The organism is Vibrio sp. PID23_8 (genome assembly GCF_003584965.1).
In the GTDB taxonomy this organism is placed as follows: domain Bacteria; phylum Pseudomonadota; class Gammaproteobacteria; order Enterobacterales; family Vibrionaceae; genus Vibrio.
Genome location: NZ_LIXE01000001.1, coordinates 657,869 through 679,718 on the forward strand (window position 1 = coordinate 657,869; position 21,850 = coordinate 679,718).

Genomic DNA, 21,850 nt, shown 5'->3' on the forward strand with positions numbered 1-21,850 from the left:
AGAATGGGGGGATGGTCAAGCCAGCCCCCCATGGTGTATTCAACAACCAATTACTATTTGTCTTTTAGACGTTTAGTAATTTTAGTCAATTAGTCTAGAGTACGTTTAATTTCAACGATTTCAAATACTTCGATCTGGTCGCCTACGCGAACGTCGTTGTAGTTCTTAACGCCGATACCACACTCGTAACCATTCTTAACTTCTTGAACGTCATCTTTAAAGCGGCGTAGTGACTCTAGTTCACCTTCATAGATAACAACGTTATCACGTAGAACGCGAATTGGGTTGTTACGCTTTATCAGACCTTCAGTCACCATACAACCAGCGATTGCGCCCAGTTTTGGTGACTTAAATACGTCACGTACTTCAGCAAGACCAATGATCTCTTGCTTGAATTCTGGAGCAAGCATACCGCCCATTGCTTGTTTAACTTCATCAATCAATTGGTAAATGATTGAGTAGTAACGTAGATCAACACTTGCGGCTTCAATCGCACGACGAGCAGATGCATCCGCACGTACGTTAAAACCAAGGATGATAGCGTTTGAAGCTTCTGCTAGTACAGCATCAGTTTCCGTAATACCACCTACACCAGAACCAACGATGTTTACTTTCACTTCGTCAGTAGACAGTTTCAGTAGTGAGTCTGCGATAGCTTCTACAGAACCTTGTACGTCCGCTTTCAGTACTACGTTTAGTTCTGCAACTTCACCAGCCGTCATGTTAGAGAACATGTTCTCTAGTTTAGATTTCTGCTGACGAGCAAGTTTCACTTCACGGAATTTGCCTGCACGGTAGTTTGCAACTTCACGCGCTTTGCGCTCATCACGTACTACTGTTGCTTCGTCACCTGAAGACGGTACACCAGAAAGACCTAGGATCTCAACAGGGATAGACGGACCTGCTTGAGAAATTTCTTTACCTAGCTCATCGCGCATTGCACGTACACGGCCGTATTCTTGACCACAAAGAACGATGTCGCCTTTGTTTAGTGTACCTGATTGAACCAATACGGTTGCTACTGGACCACGACCTTTATCTAGGCGAGATTCAACAACCACGCCAGATGCCATGCCTTCGGCTACAGCTGTGAGTTCAAGAACTTCTGACTGAAGAAGGATTGCTTCTAGAAGACCATCGATGTTTGTACCCTGTTTAGCAGAGATGTGAACGAACATGTTCTCACCGCCCCATTCCTCAGGGATTACGTCGTATTGAGCTAGCTCATTCTTAACGTTGTCTGGGTTTGCGTCTTCTTTATCGATCTTGTTCACAGCAACAATCAGAGGAACGCCTGCCGCTTTCGCGTGCTGAATCGCTTCAACGGTTTGTGGCATTACGCCATCATCTGCTGCTACTACAAGAACAACGATATCTGTCGCTTGAGCACCACGAGCACGCATAGCAGTAAATGCCGCGTGTCCAGGAGTATCAAGGAACGTGATCATGCCGTTTTCAGTTTCAACGTGGTAAGCACCGATGTGCTGTGTAATACCACCAGCTTCGCCTGAAGCAACGTGAGTACGACGGATGTAATCCAGTGTTGATGTTTTACCGTGGTCAACGTGACCCATAATAGTAACAACAGGTGCGCGTGGCACGGCTTCTGCTGAACTGTCACGATCAGATAGAACCGCTTCTTCAAGCTCGTTCTCTTTACGTAGTACCACTTTGTGACCCATTTCTTCAGCAACAAGTGCTGCTGTTTCTTGGTCGATCACTTGGTTGATAGTCGCCATCGCGCCCATCTTCATCATCACTTTAATCACTTCTGTCGCTTTAACCGACATTTTGTTAGCAAGTTCTGATAGAACGATGGTTTCGCCAATCACAACATCTTGTTTAGCAACCATCGCCGACTTATCGAAGCCGTGTTGCATTGATGTTGGTTTCGCTAGTTTACCTTTACGACCACCTTTACCACCACGTTGGTTACGACCACCGCGCTCGTTGTCATCGTTGCGGTTAGAAGGTTTTTTCTTCTTCTTACGACGACCAGCTTCTGAGCTGCGATCTGCAGCGTCTTCTGCTTCACGTGCATACGTTGATGTCGTCACGTGGTAGTCAGAGTTTTCTAGCTCTTTCTTTTTCTTTTCTTCTTCATTCCAACGAGCTTCGTTTTCTTCTGCAAGTTTACGCGCTTCTTCTACAAGTTTTGCTGCTTCTTGCTCAGCTTTACGTTGGGCTTCTTCTTCCTGACGACGCTTTAACTCGTCAGCTTCTTTCTTTGCTTGCGTATTAACATCCGCATTTTTTGCATTCATGTCTTTCTTAGCCTTATCAGCTTGTGCGCGTTTTGCCTTTTCTTCAGCGTCACGTTTTGCATCCGCTTCACGTTTTGCTTTTTCATCGGCTTCGCGCTGTGCTTTTTCTGCAGCCTCGCGTTTGGCTTGTTCTTCAGCCTCACGCTTCGCAAGCTCTTCAGCTTCACGCTTTGCTGCTTCCTCAGCCTCACGTTTTGCATCGTCTTCGATAGTGCTGCGCTTCACATATGTGCGCTTCTTACGCACTTCTACTTGAACATCTTTACTCTTGCCACCACCTGCTGCAACACTCAATGTGCTGCGAGTCTTACGCTGGAGCGTTAGGCGAGTCGGCTCTGAATCACCTGATTTATCACCGTGTTCTTTTTTAAGATGAGCAAGAAGCTTTTGCTTCTCCTCGTCTGACACATTGTCAGAGCTCGCCTTTTTCATGCCAGCATCAGCAAGTTGCTCCATTAAGCGGTCAACTGGCGTACCAATCTCTTCACTCAGTGCTTTAACTGTTAATTGTGTCATGCCGCTTCCTCCTTGCTGAAATTATTATTCTTCGCCGAACCAACAGATGTTACGTGCCGCCATGATTAGCTCACCAGCACGTTCTTCAGTCAGGCCTTCGATACCATCCAAGTCATCAATACCTTGGTCAGCGAGATCTTCCAGTGTTGTTACACCTTTCGCTGCCAATTTAAACGCCATTTCACGCTCTAGCCCTTCAAGGCCTAATAGATCTTCAGCAGGCTCCAGACCATCGAAAGATTCTTCTTGTGCAAGAGCAATCGTTGTAAGTGCATCTTTCGCACGGCTACGTAGCTCTTCAACGAGATCTTCGTTCAGGCCGTCAACTTCAAGCAATTCGTTTACTGGAACGTATGCTACTTCTTCAAGCGTTGAGAAGCCTTCTTCAACCAATAGTTGAGCGAAATCTTCTTCAATGTCTAGATACTTCATGAAGTTTTCGATTGACGCTTGGGACTCTTCAGCATGTTTCTTCTGCAGATCAGCGACTGTCATTACGTTCAGTTCCCAACCTGTTAGTTGAGACGCTAAACGAACGTTTTGACCATTACGGCCAATCGCTTGTGCTAGGTTGTCCGCTTCAACAGCGATGTCCATTGAGTGCGTATCTTCATCAACAATGATTGAAGCTACGTCTGCTGGCGCCATTGCGTTGATAACAAACTGAGCTGGGTTATCGTCCCAAAGTACGATATCGATTCGCTCACCACCAAGCTCGCCAGAAACAGCTTGAACACGCGCACCGCGCATGCCAACACACGCACCTACTGGGTCAATACGTTTGTCGTTAGTCTTAACCGCGATCTTAGCGCGAGAACCTGGATCACGAGCAGCACCTTTCAGCTCGATGATTTCTTCAGCGATTTCAGGCACTTCAACTCGGAATAGCTCAGCTAGCATTTCTGGTTTTGAACGCGTGATGAACAATTGGAATCCGCGCGCTTCAGGAGCGACTTTGTACAGAAGACCACGTACACGGTCACCTGGACGGAAGTTTTCACGAGGTAGCTGGTCATCACGTAGGATAACGGCTTCTGCGTTGTTACCTAGATCCAATACGATTGTTTCACGGTTTACTTTTTTAACAACACCGGTGATTAGGTCACCTTCGTTGTCGATGAATTGCTCAACGATTTGTGCGCGCTCAGCTTCACGTACTTTTTGCACGATAACTTGCTTCGCTGTTTGAGTCGTAATACGGTCAAACGTCACTGATGGAATATCATCTTCTACAAAATCACCCAATTGAACTTCAGGATCTTCGTACTGTGCTGCTTCTAGTGAAATCTCTTTTGTTGGATTCTCAACGTGGTCGACAACCAACCAACGACGGAATGTTTCAAATTCACCCGTTTTACGATCGATAGCAACACGCACATCGATTTCGATTTCGTATTTTTTCTTAGTAGAAGTTGCAAGAGCAATCTCTAGAGCTTCAAAGATACGCTCACGAGGTACGGCTTTCTCATTTGATACCGCTTCTGCTACCGCTAAAATTTCTTTACTCATTGTATTTAGCCTCTAAGCTTCAAATTTTTTAGGAAACTAAAATTTAGGGATAAGGTTTGCTTTAGAAATATTGCTTAGTGCAAACATTTCGTCTTGCCCATCGACAGTAACAGCAATGGTTTCACCATCAACTGAATGGATGATACCTTTCCACTTTCGACGGTTACCAACAGCCATCTTCAGAACGATGTTGACCTCGTGACCAATAAATTGCTCGTAATGTGCTGCTTTGAAAAGTGGTCTTTCTAAACCTGGAGAAGAAACCTCTAGGCTGTAAGCAACTGAGATTGGATCTTCAACGTCCAGTACAGCACTCACTTGACGGCTAACTTCTGCACAGTCATCGACATTAATACCATTTTCAGAATCAATAAAAATGCGCAATGTTGAGTGTGCACCTGCACGAATGAATTCTAATCCAACCAACTCATAGCCCGATGCCTCTACTGGCGCTTCAAGCATTTCAGTAAGTTGTCTTTCTAAACCAGTCATTTGAACCACTCCAGAAACAAAAAAAGGGCTCAGAGCCCATTCTAAAAACCAAGCAACGATCTGAGTAAAGTTTAAAAACTCAGATAACAAAAAACCCCGAATAAGTCGGGGTTTTGTTGCTGGACCCTGATACGTTAAGCGTATCGAATACGAATCACTTAACTTGCAGTATGGTTAGCACTGCACAAACTTGCCAATCAGATAATATTCACTATACGAATATCGAAGATTGGTTGCGGGGGCCGGATTTGAACCGACGACCTTCGGGTTATGAGCCCGACGAGCTACCAAGCTGCTCCACCCCGCGTCCGACTTGCTGTGCATTATACGCACAAACAAGTGATTTACAAGTTTGTAAATACATGGTGCCGAGAGAGGGACTCGAACCCTCACACCAAAGGCACTAGCACCTCATGCTAGCGTGTCTACCAATTTCACCATCTCGGCGTCATAAACCATTACAGCTTATTGAGGAATTTCATCACCAGCTGGTGCTGGAACTTCACTCGCTGCATCGTTAACTTGTTCTACAACTGGTAGGCCTAACGTTGGGTCTATCCATTGTGACTCAGTCGTTTGCGTTGACATACGGCCAAGTAACAAGCTAATGATAAAAAATACGGTTGCTAAAATAGCAGTTGTTCGGGTTAAGAAATTACCTGAGCCGCTAGCGCCAAACACTGTGTTTGAAGCACCTGCACCGAACGAGGCTCCCATATCTGCGCCTTTACCTTGTTGAATCAACACAAGGCCAATCACACCAAGCGCTGCCAACAGGTAAATCACAAGTAGAACTGAAAACATTTTTTCCACCTATGTTCCAAATTGTTGAGCCAGCGCCGTTCAAAAACAATTTCATTTATCTAAGAACAAGGCTAGCGACCTCCTAACGGGAGGCGGAGCAATACTAGCGAAACCCCGTTACGCTGACAAGGGGAAATTAGAAAAAAATCAGTACTAACGCACTAAGCGCTCAAAAAAAGGGCAAAAACAGCCCTTTTCTCTCGCTAATCATCCTAAAGCAATGATTAGCAACTTGCTTTTACAGCGTCAGCAATCTTAAGTGCGGATGCTTGAACAAGGTCAGCATCTTCCCCTTCCACCATGACACGAAGAAGTGGCTCAGTCCCGGATTTACGCAGCAACACACGACCTTTATCGCCTAGTGCCGCTTCAACTTCAGCAACAGAATCTAGCACCGACTGTGCTTCCAGTGGATTGCTATCACCAGTAAAACGCACATTTTCAAGCACTTGCGGGTAAAGCATCATGCCTTGCGTCAAATCGTATAGAGACATATCGCTACCAACCACAGACGCAAGAACTTGCAGGGCGGCAACAATCGCATCACCTGTTGTCACCTTATCTAGCAAAATAACGTGACCTGAGTTTTCAGCGCCAATTTTCCAGCCTTTTTCTAGCAAACGCTCCATCACATAGCGATCACCCACTGCAGCACGTACGAATGGGATCCCGAGTTGCTTCAGACCGTTTTCCATGCCTAGGTTAGTCATTTGCGTACCAACAACCCCACCTTTAAGCTCACCACGGCGCAGAGCATCTCGAGCAATAATGTACGCAATCTGGTCGCCATCAACCTTGTTACCTAAGTGGTCGACCATTATGATGCGGTCACCATCACCATCGAAAGCCAACCCCAGGTTAGCTTGTTCTTCTACCACGCGTTTTTGCAGCGCACGTACATCTGTCGCGCCCACTTCAGCATTGATGTTGGTACCGTTTGGCTCAACGCCCATGGCAATAACATCTGCACCGAGTTCAGTGAACACGTTTGGTGCGATGTGGTACGTTGCACCATGCGCGCAATCCACCACAATCTTCAGATTCGCCAAGCTAAGTTCGGATGGGAAAGTACTTTTACAGAATTCAATGTAACGACCTGCAGCATCATTTAGACGCGTTGCTTTACCAAGATCTGCAGACTCCACACATTCGATATCTTTATCAAGCTCAGCTTCAATAGCCAGCTCAATATCATCAGGCAATTTAGTGCCCTCTGAAGAGAAGAACTTGATACCGTTGTCGTAATAAGGATTGTGAGAAGCGGAGATCACGATGCCCGCTTCCGCACGGAAGGTTTGGGTAAGGTATGCTACTGCTGGTGTCGGCATTGGGCCAGTAAACGTCGCTTTTAGGCCTGCAGCCGCTAGACCTGCTTCTAACGCAGACTCAAGCATGTAGCCAGAGATACGTGTGTCTTTACCGATAATAACTTTCTTCGTGCCTTGTTTTGCGAGTACACGACCAGCCGCCCAGCCAAGCTTAAGTACAAAATCTGGCGTGATTGGGTATTGTCCAACTTTACCGCGCACACCGTCAGTACCAAAGTAACGTCTTTTATCAGACATAAAACTTTCCTTAATTCTTTTAGATATTGTTGTTCATCATCTCAACAACTTTCATTGCTTCGATCGTTTCTTCAAAGTCATGAACTCGAATGATTTGCGCACCTTTCATTGCAGCGATAGTTGCACAAACGACGCTCGCATTGACGCATTCCGCTGCAGGCTTATCCAGTAATTTGAAAATCATTGACTTACGAGACATACCAGCCAAGATTGGCAAGCCAAAGTCATGAAACTTATCGAGATGAGCAAGCATATGATAATTGTGTTCTAAGGTTTTGCCAAAACCAAACCCCGGGTCGAGGATAAGTTGCGACTTATCGATCCCAACCGCTTCACAAGCCTTGACACGCTCTTGGAGAAATACAGTAACATCTTCCATCAGATCATCATATTGAGGATCTGTTTGCATCGTTCTCGGCTGACCTTTCATGTGCATCAAACAGATAGGCAACTTGGCTTCTGCCGCCACTTCCAATGCACCAGGTTCTTGCAGGGCACGAACATCGTTAATTAAGTCTGCTCCTGCATCTACTGCTTGTCGCATCACCTCTGCTTTACTGGTATCAACAGAGATCCATACATCATACTTTTTACGAATGGCTTGAATCACGGGAATTACGCGCTGCAACTCTTCTTCCAAGGTAATGTCTGGCGCACCTGGTCGAGTGGATTCACCGCCTACGTCAATAATACTAACCCCGGCAACGATCATTTTCTCTACTTGCGCGAGTGCAAGATCAACAGAGTTGAATTTACCGCCATCAGAAAAAGAGTCAGGAGTGACATTAAGAATCGCCATCACGTGAGGACGAGAAAGGTCGAGGGATTTGTTGTTTGCTTTAATAATCATAATAAACACAAAAACCCCGAGCGAACTCGGGGTTTATTATTAGCACTAGGCGTTATTCAGAGTCTTTCTTTTCTGGAGCTTCGCTTGAAGTTGCTTCTTGAGTCGTTGACGGCTCTGCAGGCTTAGTTGCATCGACGCTATTCTCTTTCGCTTTTACTTCAGGTTTTGCTTGAGGTTTGTCATCACCTTCTGGTGGTGTTGTCGGCTTGTCGCCCCATCCAGCAGGTTCGCGAATATCCTCTTTACGCTCCATTAGGTCATTAATCTGACCGGCATCAATGGTCTCATACTTCATTAGCGCATCTTTCATCGCATGCATGATGTCCATATTCTCTTCTAAGATCTGCTTCGCACGGTCGTAGTTGCGATCGATGATATTACGAACTTCATCATCAATAAGCTTCGCAGTGTCATCAGACATGTGTTTAGTCTGAGTCACACTACGACCTAGGAATACTTCGCCTTCATCTTCTGCGTATAGCAGTGGACCAAGTTTTTCTGAGAAGCCCCATTGCGTCACCATCTTACGTGCGATCTCTGTTGCACGTTCAATGTCGTTAGAAGCACCCGTTGATACTTTCTCAGCACCGTAAATCAATTCTTCAGCAAGACGGCCACCGTAAAGACTTGAAATCATCGACTCTAGGTGTTGGCGAGACATGCTCACTCGATCTTGCTCAGGCAGGTACATCGTCACACCTAACGCACGTCCACGAGGAATGATAGATACCTTGTACACTGGATCGTGTTCCGGCACGAGTCTGCCTACAATTGCGTGACCGGCTTCGTGGTATGCCGTTGACTCTTTTACTTCTTCCGACATCACCATTGAACGGCGCTCCGCACCCATCATAATCTTGTCTTTCGCCAGCTCAAACTCAACCATAGAAACGTTATGTTTATTACCACGAGCCGCAAACAATGCCGCTTCGTTTACTAGGTTAGCAAGATCGGCACCTGAGAAGCCTGGTGTACCACGCGCGATAAGAGATGGCTCGACATCGCTAGCTAGAGGTACTTTGCGCATGTGAACCTTAAGAATCTGCTCACGACCACGTACGTCTGGTAATCCAACGACCACTTGACGGTCAAAACGACCAGGGCGCAATAACGCTGGGTCAAGTACGTCTGGACGGTTAGTCGCAGCAATCACGATAATACCTTCATTGCCTTCAAAGCCATCCATCTCAACCAGCATTTGGTTTAGTGTTTGTTCACGCTCATCGTGACCACCACCCACACCAGCACCACGTTGGCGACCTACCGCATCAATCTCATCGATGAAGATGATACAAGGCGCCGCTTTCTTCGCTTGTTCGAACATATCACGAACACGAGATGCACCTACACCAACGAACATTTCTACGAAGTCAGAACCTGAGATGGTAAAGAACGGTACTTTTGCCTCACCCGCAATGGCTTTCGCAAGAAGCGTTTTACCCGTACCAGGAGGACCGACCATTAGAACACCCGTAGGGATCTTACCGCCCAGTTTCTGGAAGCGGCTTGGATCACGCAGGTAATCTACCAGTTCTTTTACGTCTTCTTTTGCTTCGTCACAGCCTGCAACATCCGCAAAAGTCGTCTTGATTTGCTCTTCGCTCATCATACGAGCTTTGCTCTTACCGAAAGACATCGCGCCTTTACCGCCGCCGCCTTGCATTTGACGCATGAAGAAAATCCACACACCAATCAGTAAGATCATAGGGAACCAAGAAATGAAGATAGTACCTAGTAGGCTCTGCTCTTCAGGAGGCGTACCTTGTACTTTTACATTTTGGTTAATTAGGTCATCTAGAAGCTTCTGATCATACACAGGCATGTAAGTGACCATTTTGGCACCACCGCCGCGACGAACGAAACTGATTTCACCGTCTTTAAAAGTTGCTTCTTGAATCTGGCCTTGGCCAACTTCCTGTACAAACGTGGTGTAATCCACGGTTCTGCCATTGCTCTCTCCAGGGCCAAAGCTCTGGAATACCGACATCAACACGACAGCGATAACAAGCCACAGAATTAAATTTTTTGCCATGTCACTCAAGGTGTCAGCCTCTCGATAACTAATTGTAATTAAAGGTAGGGTACTACAGTTTATTAGCTGTAGCTATAGTGTTAACCATGTTCTAAACAAGCGAAATAGTTAACCTTTGTAACCAGTGGCTACAACAAAGACTTCTCGTGAGCGAGCTCTCGATGAGTCGGGTTTTCTGATTTTTACGGCTTTAAACATGTTTCGGACTTCTTTAACGTACTCGTCGAAGCCTTCACCCTGGAAAACCTTGACGACAAAGCTACCATTAGGTGCTAGAACTTGTCGACACATATCTAAAGCCAATTCAACTAAATACATAGCTCGTGGCTGATCGACTGAATTATTACCTGCAATATTAGGTGCCATGTCAGACATGACTACATCCACCATAGATGGTTGGATTCTTTCCAACAACGCTTCTAATACTGCATCGTCACGAAAGTCACCTTGTAAGAAGCTCACGCCCGCAATTGGATCCATAGGCAGTAAGTCACAAGCAATAATTTGACCTTCATCACCTATTATCTTAGCAGCATATTGTGACCATCCCCCGGGAGCGGCGCCTAAGTCGACCACAGTCATCCCAGGTTTCAGCAATTTATCTTTCGCTTGGATCTCATCAATCTTGAAGTAAGCACGTGAACGATAGCCTTTTTTACGGGCTTCATTTGCGTATTTATCATCAAAGTGTTCTTTCAACCAACGACCAGAGCTCGCTGAATGTTTTTGTCTACTCATTTTAATCCCAACAAGGCGCAAATAGGAGCTATTGTTTTAATAGGTCCAACCTATTACTCAATAAATTATAGTCTTCAGCAATAGATGGCGTTAAAATAGCTTTTTTCAACCCTTATTTTAAAGAAAATTGGCGGCGTAATGAACCTAAGCACCAAACAAAAGCAGCACCTTAAAGGCCTGGCTCACAGTTTAAAACCTGTTGTGCTAATGGGCGCAAATGGACTTACAGAAGCCGTGCTAGCAGAAATTGAAATCGCTCTAAACCATCATGAACTGATCAAAGTGAAAGTTGCATCAGAAGATCGTGAGACAAAACAGCTAATCATCGACGCTATCGTACGTGAAAGTGGCGCTGAAAAAGTTCAGACAATTGGTAAGGTACTTGTACTATACCGCCAGTCTGAAGAGCGTAAAATCGAAATCCCTCGCAAGTAGTTGCTACTTACTGAGTGGAAGAAGAAAAGGTCGCCAATGGCGACCTTTTTTGTATCTGCGATTCCATGCGAAATTCTTGATTAGATGTATTCAACACGGTCGATTTCGAAATCTTTTGCGCCACCAGGTGTTTGAATCACCACCTCATCGCCTTCCATTTTACCGATCAGACCACGCGCAATCGGTGAACTGATAGAAATACGGCCAGCTTTAATTTCGGCTTCATCGTCACCCACAATTTGGTAGGTTTTTTCTTCATCAGTGTCACAGTCAATCAAAGTAACGGTTGAACCAAAAATTACTTTGCCGGTGTTGTCCATCTTAGTCACATCGATCACTTGTGCTACGGATAGCTTGTATTCTATATCACGAATTTGCGCTTCACAGATCCCTTGCTCTTCACGTGCTGCGTGATATTCAGCGTTCTCTTTCAAGTCGCCTAGCTCGCGAGCCTCAGCGATTGCTTCAGAAATTTGTGGGCGAAGCTTTAGTAGACGTTCGAGTTCTGTACGTAGCAGCTGCTCGCCACGCATTGTCATTGGAACTTTTTCCATTATATAACCTCAATGCCAAAGGTGCCTTTGGACAAAAAAAGCCTACCCGACCATTAGGCTGGGTAGTACGTTCAAAGAGTTGATTCACTTAGTTTAAACAAACTCCGGTGTGAAATCACTTTAATTTGATTAAGCAACTTCGCATCTCTCATTACATTACCTTCTGGATGATTTTCAGAGCTGACCATTATCGCAATTTATTGAAAACCAACGCGGCTTATTACATTAGAAAAATCAAAAAACATAAAAACAAATCAATATCAGACCAATGTTATATAAATAAAAAGAATATAATAACAATAACTTAGCACTATTAAACCATTAATTGCACACTGTTCATTATTTTGATTGATATCATTTTACTACCTCATAGGGAAACTTTAGCAGTAAAACATGTCCTGCAACTTGTTACGGCATAGCTTTGAGCGAGTGAGTCGATTTCACCAAATAAAACTATGCATATAACAATAACTTGAGAGAGACTAACTCTCCCCATAAAACAATAATTATGGACAGCTAACTAGGACAAATAAAATGAAAAAGACTTTAATTGCGCTTTCTGTATCTGCAGCAGCTATGGCAACGGGTGTTAACGCAGTGGAACTTTACAACCAAGACGGCACTTCTCTAGAGATGGGTGGTCGTGCTGAAGCTCGTCTATCGATGAAAGATGGCGATGCAGCAGACAAATCTCGTATCCGTCTAAACCTTCTTGGTACTCAAGCAATCAATGACAACCTATACGGCGTTGGTTTCTGGGAAGGTGAATTTACCACCCAAAACGATCAAAACGTGGACACTCGTTACGCATACGCTGGTCTTGGTGGCGCATTCGGTGAAATAACTTACGGTAAAAACGATGGTGCACTAGGCGTTATCACTGACTTCACTGATATCATGGCTTACGCAGGCAACACTGCGGCTGACAAACTAGCAGTGGCTGACCGTACCGACAACATGCTGTCTTACAAAGGTCAATTCGAGAACCTAGCAGTTAAAGCAAGCTACCGTTTTGCTGACCGCGAGATCGTTGATGAAAACACTCCTGAAGCTAAATACACTGACAATGGCGAAGATGGCTACTCACTATCTGCTATTTATGCGTTAGCTGACACTGCAATTAACCTAGGTGCTGGTTACGCAGATCAAGCTGACGCTAACGAATACATGCTTGCTGCATCTTACACTATGGGCGACCTATACTTCGCAGGTGTATTCACTGACGGTAAAAAAGCTAAGAAAAATGGCGACTACACAGGTTACGAACTGGCGGGTGCTTACGCTCTAGGTCAAACGGTATTCACATCTACATACAACAATGCAGAAACCAACAACGAAACGTCTGCAAACAACTTAGCAATTGACGCATCTTACTTCTTCAAGCCTAACTTCCGTGGTTACGTATCGTACAATTTCAACCTAATCGACTCTGGCGATAAACTAGGTAAAGTTGGTGGTAACACAACTGCATCTAAGGTTGATGCTGAAGACGAGCTAGCACTAGGTCTACGTTACGACTTCTAATCCAGCCTTGTGATTTGAAGATAAAAGGCCCGCATCTTGCGGGCATTTTTATATCCAGAATTCTTATGCTTTTCAGTATATACTCATTGCACAACCAACCTTATCAGTATTCAGTATTCACTATGCATTTACGTTGGCTTCTCACTGCCCTATTTTATTTCGTGCCACTTACCCTACAGGCCTACCCTCATCAAGAGATCTTGCCGGCAGGCTCTCGTGTGAGTTTGATTGCTGAAAAGCTTAATGGTCAAAGTAGAATCAACGGCATTCAAACTAATAGCGAACTTTTTCCGCCAGCGAGTACACTGAAAGTTGTCACAGCGTTAGCTGCTAAGCTAGAGCTTGGAGACCAATTTACCTTTCGTACCACACTCAAAGCATCAAACTCCGATGCTGTAATCACATTCTCCGGAGATCCTACCCTTAGCACACAAGATCTAAAAACACTGTTATTGCAGGCAAAACAAAATGGTCTAACACGTATAAATGGGGATCTATGGCTAGATAACAGTGCTTTTACTGGCTACGACCGCGCGGTTGGATGGCCGTGGGATATTTTAGGCGTTTGCTACAGTGCGCCCGCCTCTGCGATCACACTCAATGAAAACTGCGTTCAAGCATCCATTTACACTCAGAAAAATGGATCCACTCGCGTCTATGTTCCTGAACATCAACCAATAAAGGTTAAAACCAGCGTAAAGACAGTGTCTAAAAGCGTCCAAAAGAGCCGTCATTGTGATTTGGGACTCATGGCACATTCAGACAACCAATACGAGTTAACAGGCTGCTTAGTCGACCGAGGGGACAAACCGCTTCCTCTCAAATTTGCCGTACAAAACCCGGAACAATACACCGTTCAAAACCTAAAGACGCTCCTAACGCAAGTGGGTATTGATTTAAAAGGGTCAATTCACATCGGGACAGCACCTAAGATATCACGCAAATTCCTTGCTCAACACAAATCAGAACCGTTACCTAAGCTACTAGAAGAGATGCTCAAGCGTTCCGATAACTTAATCGCCGATACGTTAACCAAAACACTCGGCGCAACCTTCTTTGTTCAGCCTGGTAGCTTTACTAATGGTACAGAAGCGATCAAGCAAATCATTTTTTCCAAAACTGGCGTGGATATCCGTAATGCGCGCTTAGAGGATGGCTCTGGACTATCAAGAAATAATCGACTTTCAGCGACAAGTATGGCCGATATTCTTCGTTATATTTGGAAGCAGGATCATCAACTTAACTTAATTGCTATCATGCCAAGATCTGGCGAGTCTGGAACTCTTCAATACCGTCAAAGCATGCGTAAAGCCCCAATTAAAGGTCAATTGATTGCGAAAAGTGGCTCACTGTACGGAACCTATAATATGGCTGGGTATGGTCTAGATAAAAATGGTAAGCCGAACACTTTATTTGTCCAATTCGTGTCGGACTATTTCCCAGACAAAAGGGACGATAACAAACCTGTCGTCGCCCCTATTACGCGTTTTGAAAAACTGTTTTACCAAGATATTGTGAGTTTTAGTCAGGCAATGCCTAAGAAGTAATTCACCACCGTAAAGTAGATCCACATTCCTGAGATATCTACGATTGACGCCAAAACTGGACTCACCAATACGGCTGGGTCCAGCTTGCAAGCGCGCGCTATAATAGGAAGTAACCCACCCAGCGTCGTAGAAATGGTCACCTGAATAAACAGCGCAACCGCAATAGCCAACGCGATATCTTCAAGCGCAAAACCGCCTGTTGATTGGCCGCTACTAAACAGCATGATTCGCCCTACTATCACAATGCTGATAGCAAACGCAATAAATAGGGCTACGCGGCTTTCTTTCCAAAGCACCTCTAACCACTGACGCTTCTTTAACTCTCCCGTAGCGAGAGCACGAATCACCAAGGTCGCTGCCTGTGTTCCCGTATTACCACCCGCAGCCGCAATCACTGGCATATAAACGGCCAATAAAACCAGCTGACTGAGCGTGTCTTCGTATTGCGCAATGATCAATCCCGACACAATACCTAACAGTGCCAATGCAATGATCCAACCAATACGCTGTCTCACATGCCCTATCACACTGGTAGAAAGGTAACCTTCCGGTGTATCCACTTCCGACATGTGCAAACCTAATTGGTGTGCGTAATGTCGAGCGCGTTTGTCATGTCCCGCTTGCTCCAGTTGAGCAATAAGGCCGTTCACGTAACCTACAGAGCAGTGCTGCAAAATACCCACCGCCTCATCAATCGGCATAATGGTCAGCAAATGCAGTTGTTGTTCTTGCTCGTACTTTAAAAATGCATTACGTGCGGCACCAATTTCTACTTGAGAAAAGTTGGGTGTAGTTTCAATAAAAGTGTTGTTCATTACCGTCATGGCGAATCTCCCGATTGGCATTGGTAACGACCATCGACAACGCACGTAAAAAGCCATCAACACACTCGCCTCTACCTTTAGAAACTTAGGCGTGAGAAAACATCAACGCAATCGCATTGTCTATTCAGAATTTATGAAGGAAATAACCAGAAGAAAAATTAGAAAAGATGCCTCACCACTTAGGTAAGGCGGAGATCGCCAATACCGAAGCGGGTTATTTCGCTCCCTTAATCTTACTCACCCAATAACTGGGAGGATGGTCGGTATTGTTCATGTAAATCTCCAATAATGTTGCCCGTCTAGCAACGCGCGTATAGTAGCAAAGTTAATCAACTTATACAGTTAATCTGATCTGTTTTAAGCAAATTTTCATACAAAAAAAGCGCCCAATGGGCGCTTTCATTTTGAACAGTTATTGATTACTTAATAGTAATACGTGCGAACTTACGTTTACCTACTTGGAATACGTAAGTACCTGCTTCAGGAGCAAACTTCGCATCTGCCACTTTCTCGCCTTCCATCTTCGCTGCGCCTTGCTTAACCATGCGCATTGCTTCTGAAGTGGATGCACATAGACCCGCTTCTTTTAGTAGATTGGCTACTGGTGTACCTACTTCGAAGTCAAACTCTGGCATTTCGTCAGGGATCTGGTTCTTCGCGAAGCGGTTAACGAACTCTTGCTCTGCTGCATCTGCATCTGCCTCACTGTGGAAGCGAGCGATGATCTCTTTCGCTAGCAGTACTTTGATATCGCGTGGGTTCTTGCCTGCTTCTACATCCGCTTTAAACTGTGCAATTTCTTCCAGAGGACGGAAAGACAGCAGCTCGTAGTAGCTCCACATTAGATCGTCAGAGATAGACATGATCTTACCAAACATTTCGCTTGGTGCTTCGCTGATACCAATGTAGTTACCAGAAGATTTAGACATCTTCTTCTCACCGTCTAGGCCAACAAGAAGAGGCATCATTAGTACTACTTGTGGTTTTTGACCATGGGATTTTTGCAGTTCACGACCCATTAGCAGGTTAAACTTCTGGTCAGTACCACCAAGCTCAACATCCGTTTCCATTGCTACAGAGTCCCAACCTTGCAGTAGTGGGTACATGAACTCGTGAATAGCAATTGGCTGACCGCCAGTGTAACGCTTTTTAAAGTCATCACGTTCTAGCATACGAGCAACCGTTTGGTTTGCAGCCAGGCGAATCATGCCTTCAGCGCCAAGCTCAGATAGCCATTCAGAGTTGAACTGAATTTTAGTCTTAGCTGGATCTAGGATTTTAAACACTTGCTCTTTGTACGTTTCAGCATTACGCAGAACATCTTCGCGACTTAGCGGTGGACGGGTTGTGTTCTTACCTGTTGGGTCACCAACCATTGCAGTGAAGTCACCGATTAGGAACGTCACTTCATGACCTAGTTCTTGGAACAAGCGAAGCTTATTGAAAATAACCGTATGGCCTAGGTGAATGTCAGGTGCTGTTGGATCGGCACCTAACTTAATACGTAGCGGACGGCCTTCTTTTAGTTTTGCGATCAGTTCTTCTTCTGGAATCAGCTCTTCAACACCGCGCTTAATCTCGGCTAGTGCAGCTTCAATGCTCGCCATTCTTGTTCACTCCCACAGATTTGGCAAAATATAATAGCTGCACATCTTACTTGAATAGCGATGCATTTTGAAACACGTTAGACTAGGTAGTTGTCAATTTTTACGTTTAATTTATCAGTCAAGTAACTCATGCATTCGATTTTTGCCCGACTTCCACTCTTACACAAAGTTCTGATCGGCCTTTTTAGTGCTCTTATCATCTTTGCACTTTTCTTTTTGCCCGATCCACGAGAGCTCGAGCCGCAACAAAGCCGACTCCAGGTCGGCCAATATTACTCGGTTCCACTTTCTTTAGAATCTCCCGAGCAAAGTTCTTCTAACCTACCTGCGGTTTTGCGCTGGGAAACCTACCGAGTTAGTAATGGGGAAAGTGCAACGGTTCTCTTCGATCGGGTGGGGATCTCTCCTCGCCTTCTGTATGAATTGATTACTCAAGATAAAGAGATTGAACAGCAGCTAACGCGCCTTCAACCCGGGGACACGCTGCATTTTGGTTTTGATGAAAATAATGACTTCGTTCAGCTCAAACGTACATTAAGTGCTTTTGAAACTTTTCGTATAAAACTTAAAGACGGTGAATACGTTTCAGAAGTCGATAAGAAAGAAGTCAACTACCAATACAACTACGCAGAAGCAACCATTGAGTCTAACTTTTGGAATGCCGGGATAAGTTCAGGTTTAAATGCGAACCAAATCATGGAACTGGCTGGTATTTTTGGTTGGGATATCGACTTCGCTTTAGACATTCGCAAAAATGACACCTTTCGGGTGTTGTATCAAGAAGAAGTCGTTGAAGGTGAAGTCATTGGTCGTGGAAAGATCATTGCTGCTGTGTTTAAAAACCAAGGTGACACATTCACGGCAATCTTAGATGAGAAAAGTGGTAAGTACTACGATGAGAATGGCCGAGCAATGAAGAAGGCCTTCTTGCGCGCACCATTAGACTTCCGCCGTGTCACGTCTAACTTCAACCCAACCAGACGCCACCCTGTAACAGGTAAAGTTCGCGCTCACCGTGGTACAGATTATGCGGCACCAGTCGGTACGCCCATTTGGGCAGCGGGTGATGGTATTGTACAAAAATCGGCGTACAACAAGTTCAACGGTAACTACGTGTTTATAAAACACAGTAATACCTACATCACTAAGTACCTGCATTTAACCAAACGTACAGTGAAAACGGGGCAGCGAGTAAAACAAGGTCAAACTATAGGTACATTAGGCGGTACAGGACGCGTAACAGGGCCTCACTTACATTACGAGTTCCTGGTAAATGGTGTACATAAAAATGCTAGAACAGTTAAATTACCGCAGTCAAAATCGCTGACAGGCAAAGCGAAACAAACGTTCATGGCAAACGCCAAAATCAGCATGATAAAACTGGATCGTTACAGCAAATTGCTCGCAATGAAATAACCGTCCCACAAACAAAAACTAAGAGGCAGTCTAAGCTGCCTCTTTTGTTTCTACTTGAGGTTCATCAATATTGTGCTCACGGCCTAGCATCAATAAACAAGGTGTCAAAACCAACGTTAGTACCGTGGCAAACGCCAAGCCACCAGCAACGGCACTCGCCAATTGAGACCACCACTGCGTACTTGGTGCACCAAACTCAACTTTTTGATTAATTAAGTCGATGTTCATTTCTAGTACCATAGGTAACAATCCCAAAATCGTGGTCACCGTGGTCAGTAATACAGGGCGTAAACGTTGTACTCCAGTACGCAAAATCGCGTCTTTCTTATCTAAACCACGCCTGCGCATTTGATTATACGTATCGATCAATACGATATTGTTATTAACCACAATACCAGCTAATGCGATGACCCCTATCCCCGACATAATGATGCCAAAGGGTTTTTGTAACACAAGTAATCCAGCAAACACACCAACCGTAGAAAATAACACGGCACTCAGAATCAAAAAGGCTTGGTAATAACTATTAAATTGCGTAATCAAGATGAGCGCCATAACACCTAGTGCAATCAAGAACGCCGTTTGTAGAAATGCGGAAGAGTTCTCCTGCTCTTCATTTTGACCACGAATCTTAAACTCGATACCATCAGGTAAATCAAGTTTTTGTATTTCCTCACTAATTCTAGGTAGCTCTAGCGCTAAGTTATAACCCTCGACCATATCCGCTTTAATATTGATGACCCTGCGACCGTCCACTCGTCGGATTGAGTCTTGTTTATGATCAGGAAGAATCTGTGCAAAATTAGTGATAGGCACAAGGCCCGCTGCCGTTTTGACTCGGAGCTGATCAAAGCGACCAATATCGCGCTTATCTTGAGGGTAGCGAACTAAAATATCGACCTCTTCATCGGCATCATCAGGCAAGTAATCCCCGATCTTAAGCCCGTTAGTCACAAACTGTACTGTGTTACCGACAAGCGTGGCATCGGCGCCAAATCGAGAAGCATCGTCTCGACGGATATCAATCTGCCAATCAATACCCTCTTTATTGGTGGTGTCACTTAAATTAGTAAGTGCTGGGTTCGTATCAGCCCAATGCCGCACCAATTTAGCGGCGCTATCTAACATTCCAAGACTTGCATTTTGAGCCGACATTTCAATAACAAGATCATGCTCCACAGGCGGACCAGCATCTGGAAACTTGTATTCTAGCTCCACACCAGAAAAGCGATTGGTCACCTGCTTTAAGTCTTCGATAATAACTTTCACTTGACGACGGTATTGCCAATCGACAGGGGTTATTTGAATTTGCCCAATTTCATCACCACTGCTCGATTCAGATCCCGTGCGAGTATAAACACTTTCAAACTCATCATGTCCGAGCATCACGTGTTCTATTTCACGCATGACCGCATCTTTCTCATTAATAGAAAGGTCGCCATAGGATCGTACTTTAACCGTAAAGAATGCAGGATCGACTTCAGGAAAAAATTCCACCCCTAGCCCCGCCTTGCTGTAGGTATAGCTCACCCCTGATGCAAGCAATATAGCGCTTAACAACACTTTGAGTGGGTGTCGTAAGGCGATAGAAAGCGTCAAATAATAAAGTTTTGTGATACCTGTTGCCTTGTCAAATTCACCATTATGTAAGTCCAGCATCTCTTGTTTTCGCTGCTCATTGACAACTTGTGGTTTTCCTATGAGCCCCCCAATAACAGGAACAAACAGAAGTGCCATCATCAACGAAGCACTTAATGTTGCTATCAACGTCAGCGGTAAGTATTTCATGAACTCACCGGTAATATCGGGCCAAAACAATAACGGAGCAAATGCTGCCAGCGTCGTTGCTGTCGACGCAGTAATCGGCCAAGCCATGCGCTTTGCCGCATCACGATACGCTTGCTTTCTTTGCACGCCCTCTTGCATTCTCCTGTCTGCAAACTCCGTCACGACAATGGCACCATCCACCAGCATGCCCACCGCCATGATCAATGCGAACAGCACGACAATATTGATCGTCAACCCAAAAACAGACAGAACAAAAAGACCGGTTAAGAAAGAACCCGGTATCGAGATACCAACCAATAGTGCGGTTCGAACCCCTAAAATAGCAATGATAACGATAACCACGAGAATGATGGCCGAAAGAATGTTATTTTGCAGATCACTCAACATCAACTTCACATCATCGGACTGATCCCAAGTGTATTTGACTTGTAGATTATTAGGCCACTCTGACCGCTTTTGCGCCTCAGCGATGACCAACTTAACCAAATCAACCGTATCAATGATGTTCTCTCCCGCGCGCTTTTTTACATCCAATACAATTGCCGGTTCACCATCTAAACGAGCAAAACTTTCAGGGTCACGAAATGCTCGACGTACGCTTGCCACATCACCAAAAGTGATCACTTCTTTGCCATTAACCTTGATCGGCAGCTCTAACACATCTTTAAGAGAGTCAAATACCGAAGGAACCTTGACCGAAAATCGCCCATAACCAGTATCGACAAACCCCGCAGCAACCACGCGGTTATTCAATGCAATTAAGTTGTAAATATCCGCTTGATCTAATCCGTAACTTTCCATCAATAAAGGATCGACTACGATCTCAACAATGTCTTCTCGATCCCCCGCAATATCGACTTCAAGTACTTGGCGGTAGCTTTCTAGTTTGTCACGTAGTGCTCGCGCGATTTGTACGGTCGTTCGTTCAGGGACACTCCCATATAGAACCACAGTAAGCACTGGCTCTTCGGAAGCAAACGTCACTTCATTCACCGTTGGCTCATCGCTGTCGGCTGGTAATCTTGGCTTAGCCAAATCCACCGCATCACGAACATCAGCCATCGCTTCGGCTAAATTCACCCCAACACTGAACTCTAACGTGACCGAGGCATGCCCTTCTGATGCTACCGAAGTCATCTCTTTTACCCCTTCAATCGAACGCAGTTCCTGCTCAATTGGACGGACAAGTAATCGTTCGGCATCCGTCGGTGAAATGCCTTGATGACCCACCGACACATAAATAATGGGAATCGTGATATCCGGGCTCGACTCTTTAGGGATCGTAATATAGGTAATGACACCAGCAATAAGGATCATCATTAACAACGTCAACATGGTACGTGCGCGAGATAAGGCTGCATCAATTAAAGCGAACATGTTGCCCC

General features: G+C 45.0%; 16 protein-coding genes and 2 tRNA genes. 4 read left to right on the top strand and 14 right to left on the bottom strand.

The window, feature by feature from the left end:
- Positions 1-89 precede the first annotated feature (89 nt).
- The 10 genes from infB to rlmE all read right to left on the bottom strand — a co-directional run bounded on the left by infB (position 90) and on the right by rlmE (position 10,770).
- A complete protein-coding gene (gene infB, locus AK966_RS03040) occupies positions 90-2,780 on the bottom strand; it encodes a translation initiation factor IF-2 (RefSeq protein WP_099079894.1) in 2,691 nt (896 codons plus the stop codon).
- Positions 2,781-2,804: 24 nt separating this feature from the next.
- Positions 2,805-4,289, bottom strand: a complete 1,485-nt coding sequence (nusA, locus tag AK966_RS03045) for a transcription termination factor NusA (RefSeq protein WP_099079893.1) — start codon at positions 4,287-4,289, stop codon at positions 2,805-2,807.
- Between the two features lie 36 nt (positions 4,290-4,325).
- Positions 4,326-4,781 (bottom strand): ribosome maturation factor RimP, encoded by a 456-nt coding sequence (gene rimP, locus AK966_RS03050; protein WP_099079892.1) that lies wholly within the window; start codon positions 4,779-4,781, stop codon positions 4,326-4,328.
- A gap of 230 nt (positions 4,782-5,011) precedes the next feature.
- Positions 5,012-5,088: transfer RNA gene (locus AK966_RS03055), tRNA-Met, on the bottom strand.
- Between the two features lie 56 nt (positions 5,089-5,144).
- Positions 5,145-5,228, bottom strand: a tRNA-Leu gene (locus AK966_RS03060).
- A gap of 18 nt (positions 5,229-5,246) precedes the next feature.
- Positions 5,247-5,585: a preprotein translocase subunit SecG gene (gene secG / locus AK966_RS03065; protein ID WP_119463559.1), complete on the bottom strand. Its 339-nt coding sequence runs from the start codon at positions 5,583-5,585 to the stop codon at positions 5,247-5,249.
- A gap of 224 nt (positions 5,586-5,809) precedes the next feature.
- Positions 5,810-7,150, bottom strand: coding sequence for a phosphoglucosamine mutase (gene glmM, locus AK966_RS03070; protein ID WP_099079890.1), 1,341 nt, complete (start codon positions 7,148-7,150; stop codon positions 5,810-5,812).
- Between the two features lie 19 nt (positions 7,151-7,169).
- Positions 7,170-8,000: a dihydropteroate synthase gene (gene folP, locus AK966_RS03075; protein ID WP_099079889.1), complete on the bottom strand. Its 831-nt coding sequence runs from the start codon at positions 7,998-8,000 to the stop codon at positions 7,170-7,172.
- A 52-nt stretch (positions 8,001-8,052) separates the two neighbouring features.
- A complete protein-coding gene (ftsH, locus tag AK966_RS03080) occupies positions 8,053-10,032 on the bottom strand; it encodes an ATP-dependent zinc metalloprotease FtsH (protein ID WP_172438139.1) in 1,980 nt (659 codons plus the stop codon).
- A 108-nt stretch (positions 10,033-10,140) separates the two neighbouring features.
- Positions 10,141-10,770 carry a 23S rRNA (uridine(2552)-2'-O)-methyltransferase RlmE gene (gene rlmE, locus AK966_RS03085; RefSeq protein ID WP_099079887.1) on the bottom strand — a complete coding sequence of 210 codons (630 nt, stop codon included), beginning with the start codon at positions 10,768-10,770 and terminating at the stop codon, positions 10,141-10,143.
- A gap of 138 nt (positions 10,771-10,908) precedes the next feature.
- Here rlmE and yhbY point away from each other — a divergent pair, with 138 nt between their 5' ends.
- Complete coding sequence (gene yhbY / locus AK966_RS03090; protein WP_099079886.1) at positions 10,909-11,205, top strand: ribosome assembly RNA-binding protein YhbY; 297 nt, start codon at positions 10,909-10,911, stop codon at positions 11,203-11,205.
- A gap of 80 nt (positions 11,206-11,285) precedes the next feature.
- On the opposite strand, the gene greA is transcribed toward yhbY, so the two are convergent.
- A complete protein-coding gene (gene greA / locus AK966_RS03095; RefSeq protein ID WP_099079885.1) occupies positions 11,286-11,759 on the bottom strand; it encodes a transcription elongation factor GreA in 474 nt (157 codons plus the stop codon).
- Between the two features lie 534 nt (positions 11,760-12,293).
- Between greA and AK966_RS03100 the strand changes: the two genes are divergently transcribed.
- On the top strand, positions 12,294-13,283 hold the full coding sequence (locus AK966_RS03100; RefSeq protein ID WP_119463514.1) for a porin: 990 nt from the start codon (positions 12,294-12,296) through the stop codon (positions 13,281-13,283).
- A gap of 122 nt (positions 13,284-13,405) precedes the next feature.
- Positions 13,406-14,830, top strand: coding sequence for a serine-type D-Ala-D-Ala carboxypeptidase (gene dacB, locus AK966_RS03105; protein ID WP_119463515.1), 1,425 nt, complete (start codon positions 13,406-13,408; stop codon positions 14,828-14,830).
- On the opposite strand, the gene AK966_RS03110 is transcribed toward dacB, so the two are convergent.
- Together AK966_RS03110 and tyrS are read right to left on the bottom strand one after the other, a co-directional pair.
- Positions 14,809-15,654 (bottom strand): magnesium transporter, encoded by an 846-nt coding sequence (locus AK966_RS03110; RefSeq protein WP_182852564.1) that lies wholly within the window; start codon positions 15,652-15,654, stop codon positions 14,809-14,811. The genes dacB and AK966_RS03110 overlap by 22 nt on opposite strands.
- Positions 15,655-16,073: 419 nt before the next feature.
- Entirely contained in the window at positions 16,074-17,261 is a 1,188-nt protein-coding gene (gene tyrS, locus AK966_RS03115; RefSeq protein ID WP_099079881.1) for a tyrosine--tRNA ligase, read from the bottom strand.
- A gap of 129 nt (positions 17,262-17,390) precedes the next feature.
- On the opposite strand from tyrS, the gene AK966_RS03120 reads away from it, so the two are divergent.
- A complete protein-coding gene (locus AK966_RS03120; RefSeq protein WP_119463517.1) occupies positions 17,391-18,677 on the top strand; it encodes a peptidoglycan DD-metalloendopeptidase family protein in 1,287 nt (428 codons plus the stop codon).
- A gap of 30 nt (positions 18,678-18,707) precedes the next feature.
- Here AK966_RS03120 and AK966_RS03125 read toward each other — a convergent pair whose 3' ends face one another.
- Positions 18,708-21,842: an efflux RND transporter permease subunit gene (locus AK966_RS03125; RefSeq protein ID WP_099079879.1), complete on the bottom strand. Its 3,135-nt coding sequence runs from the start codon at positions 21,840-21,842 to the stop codon at positions 18,708-18,710.
- Between the last annotated feature and the right edge of the window lie 8 nt (positions 21,843-21,850).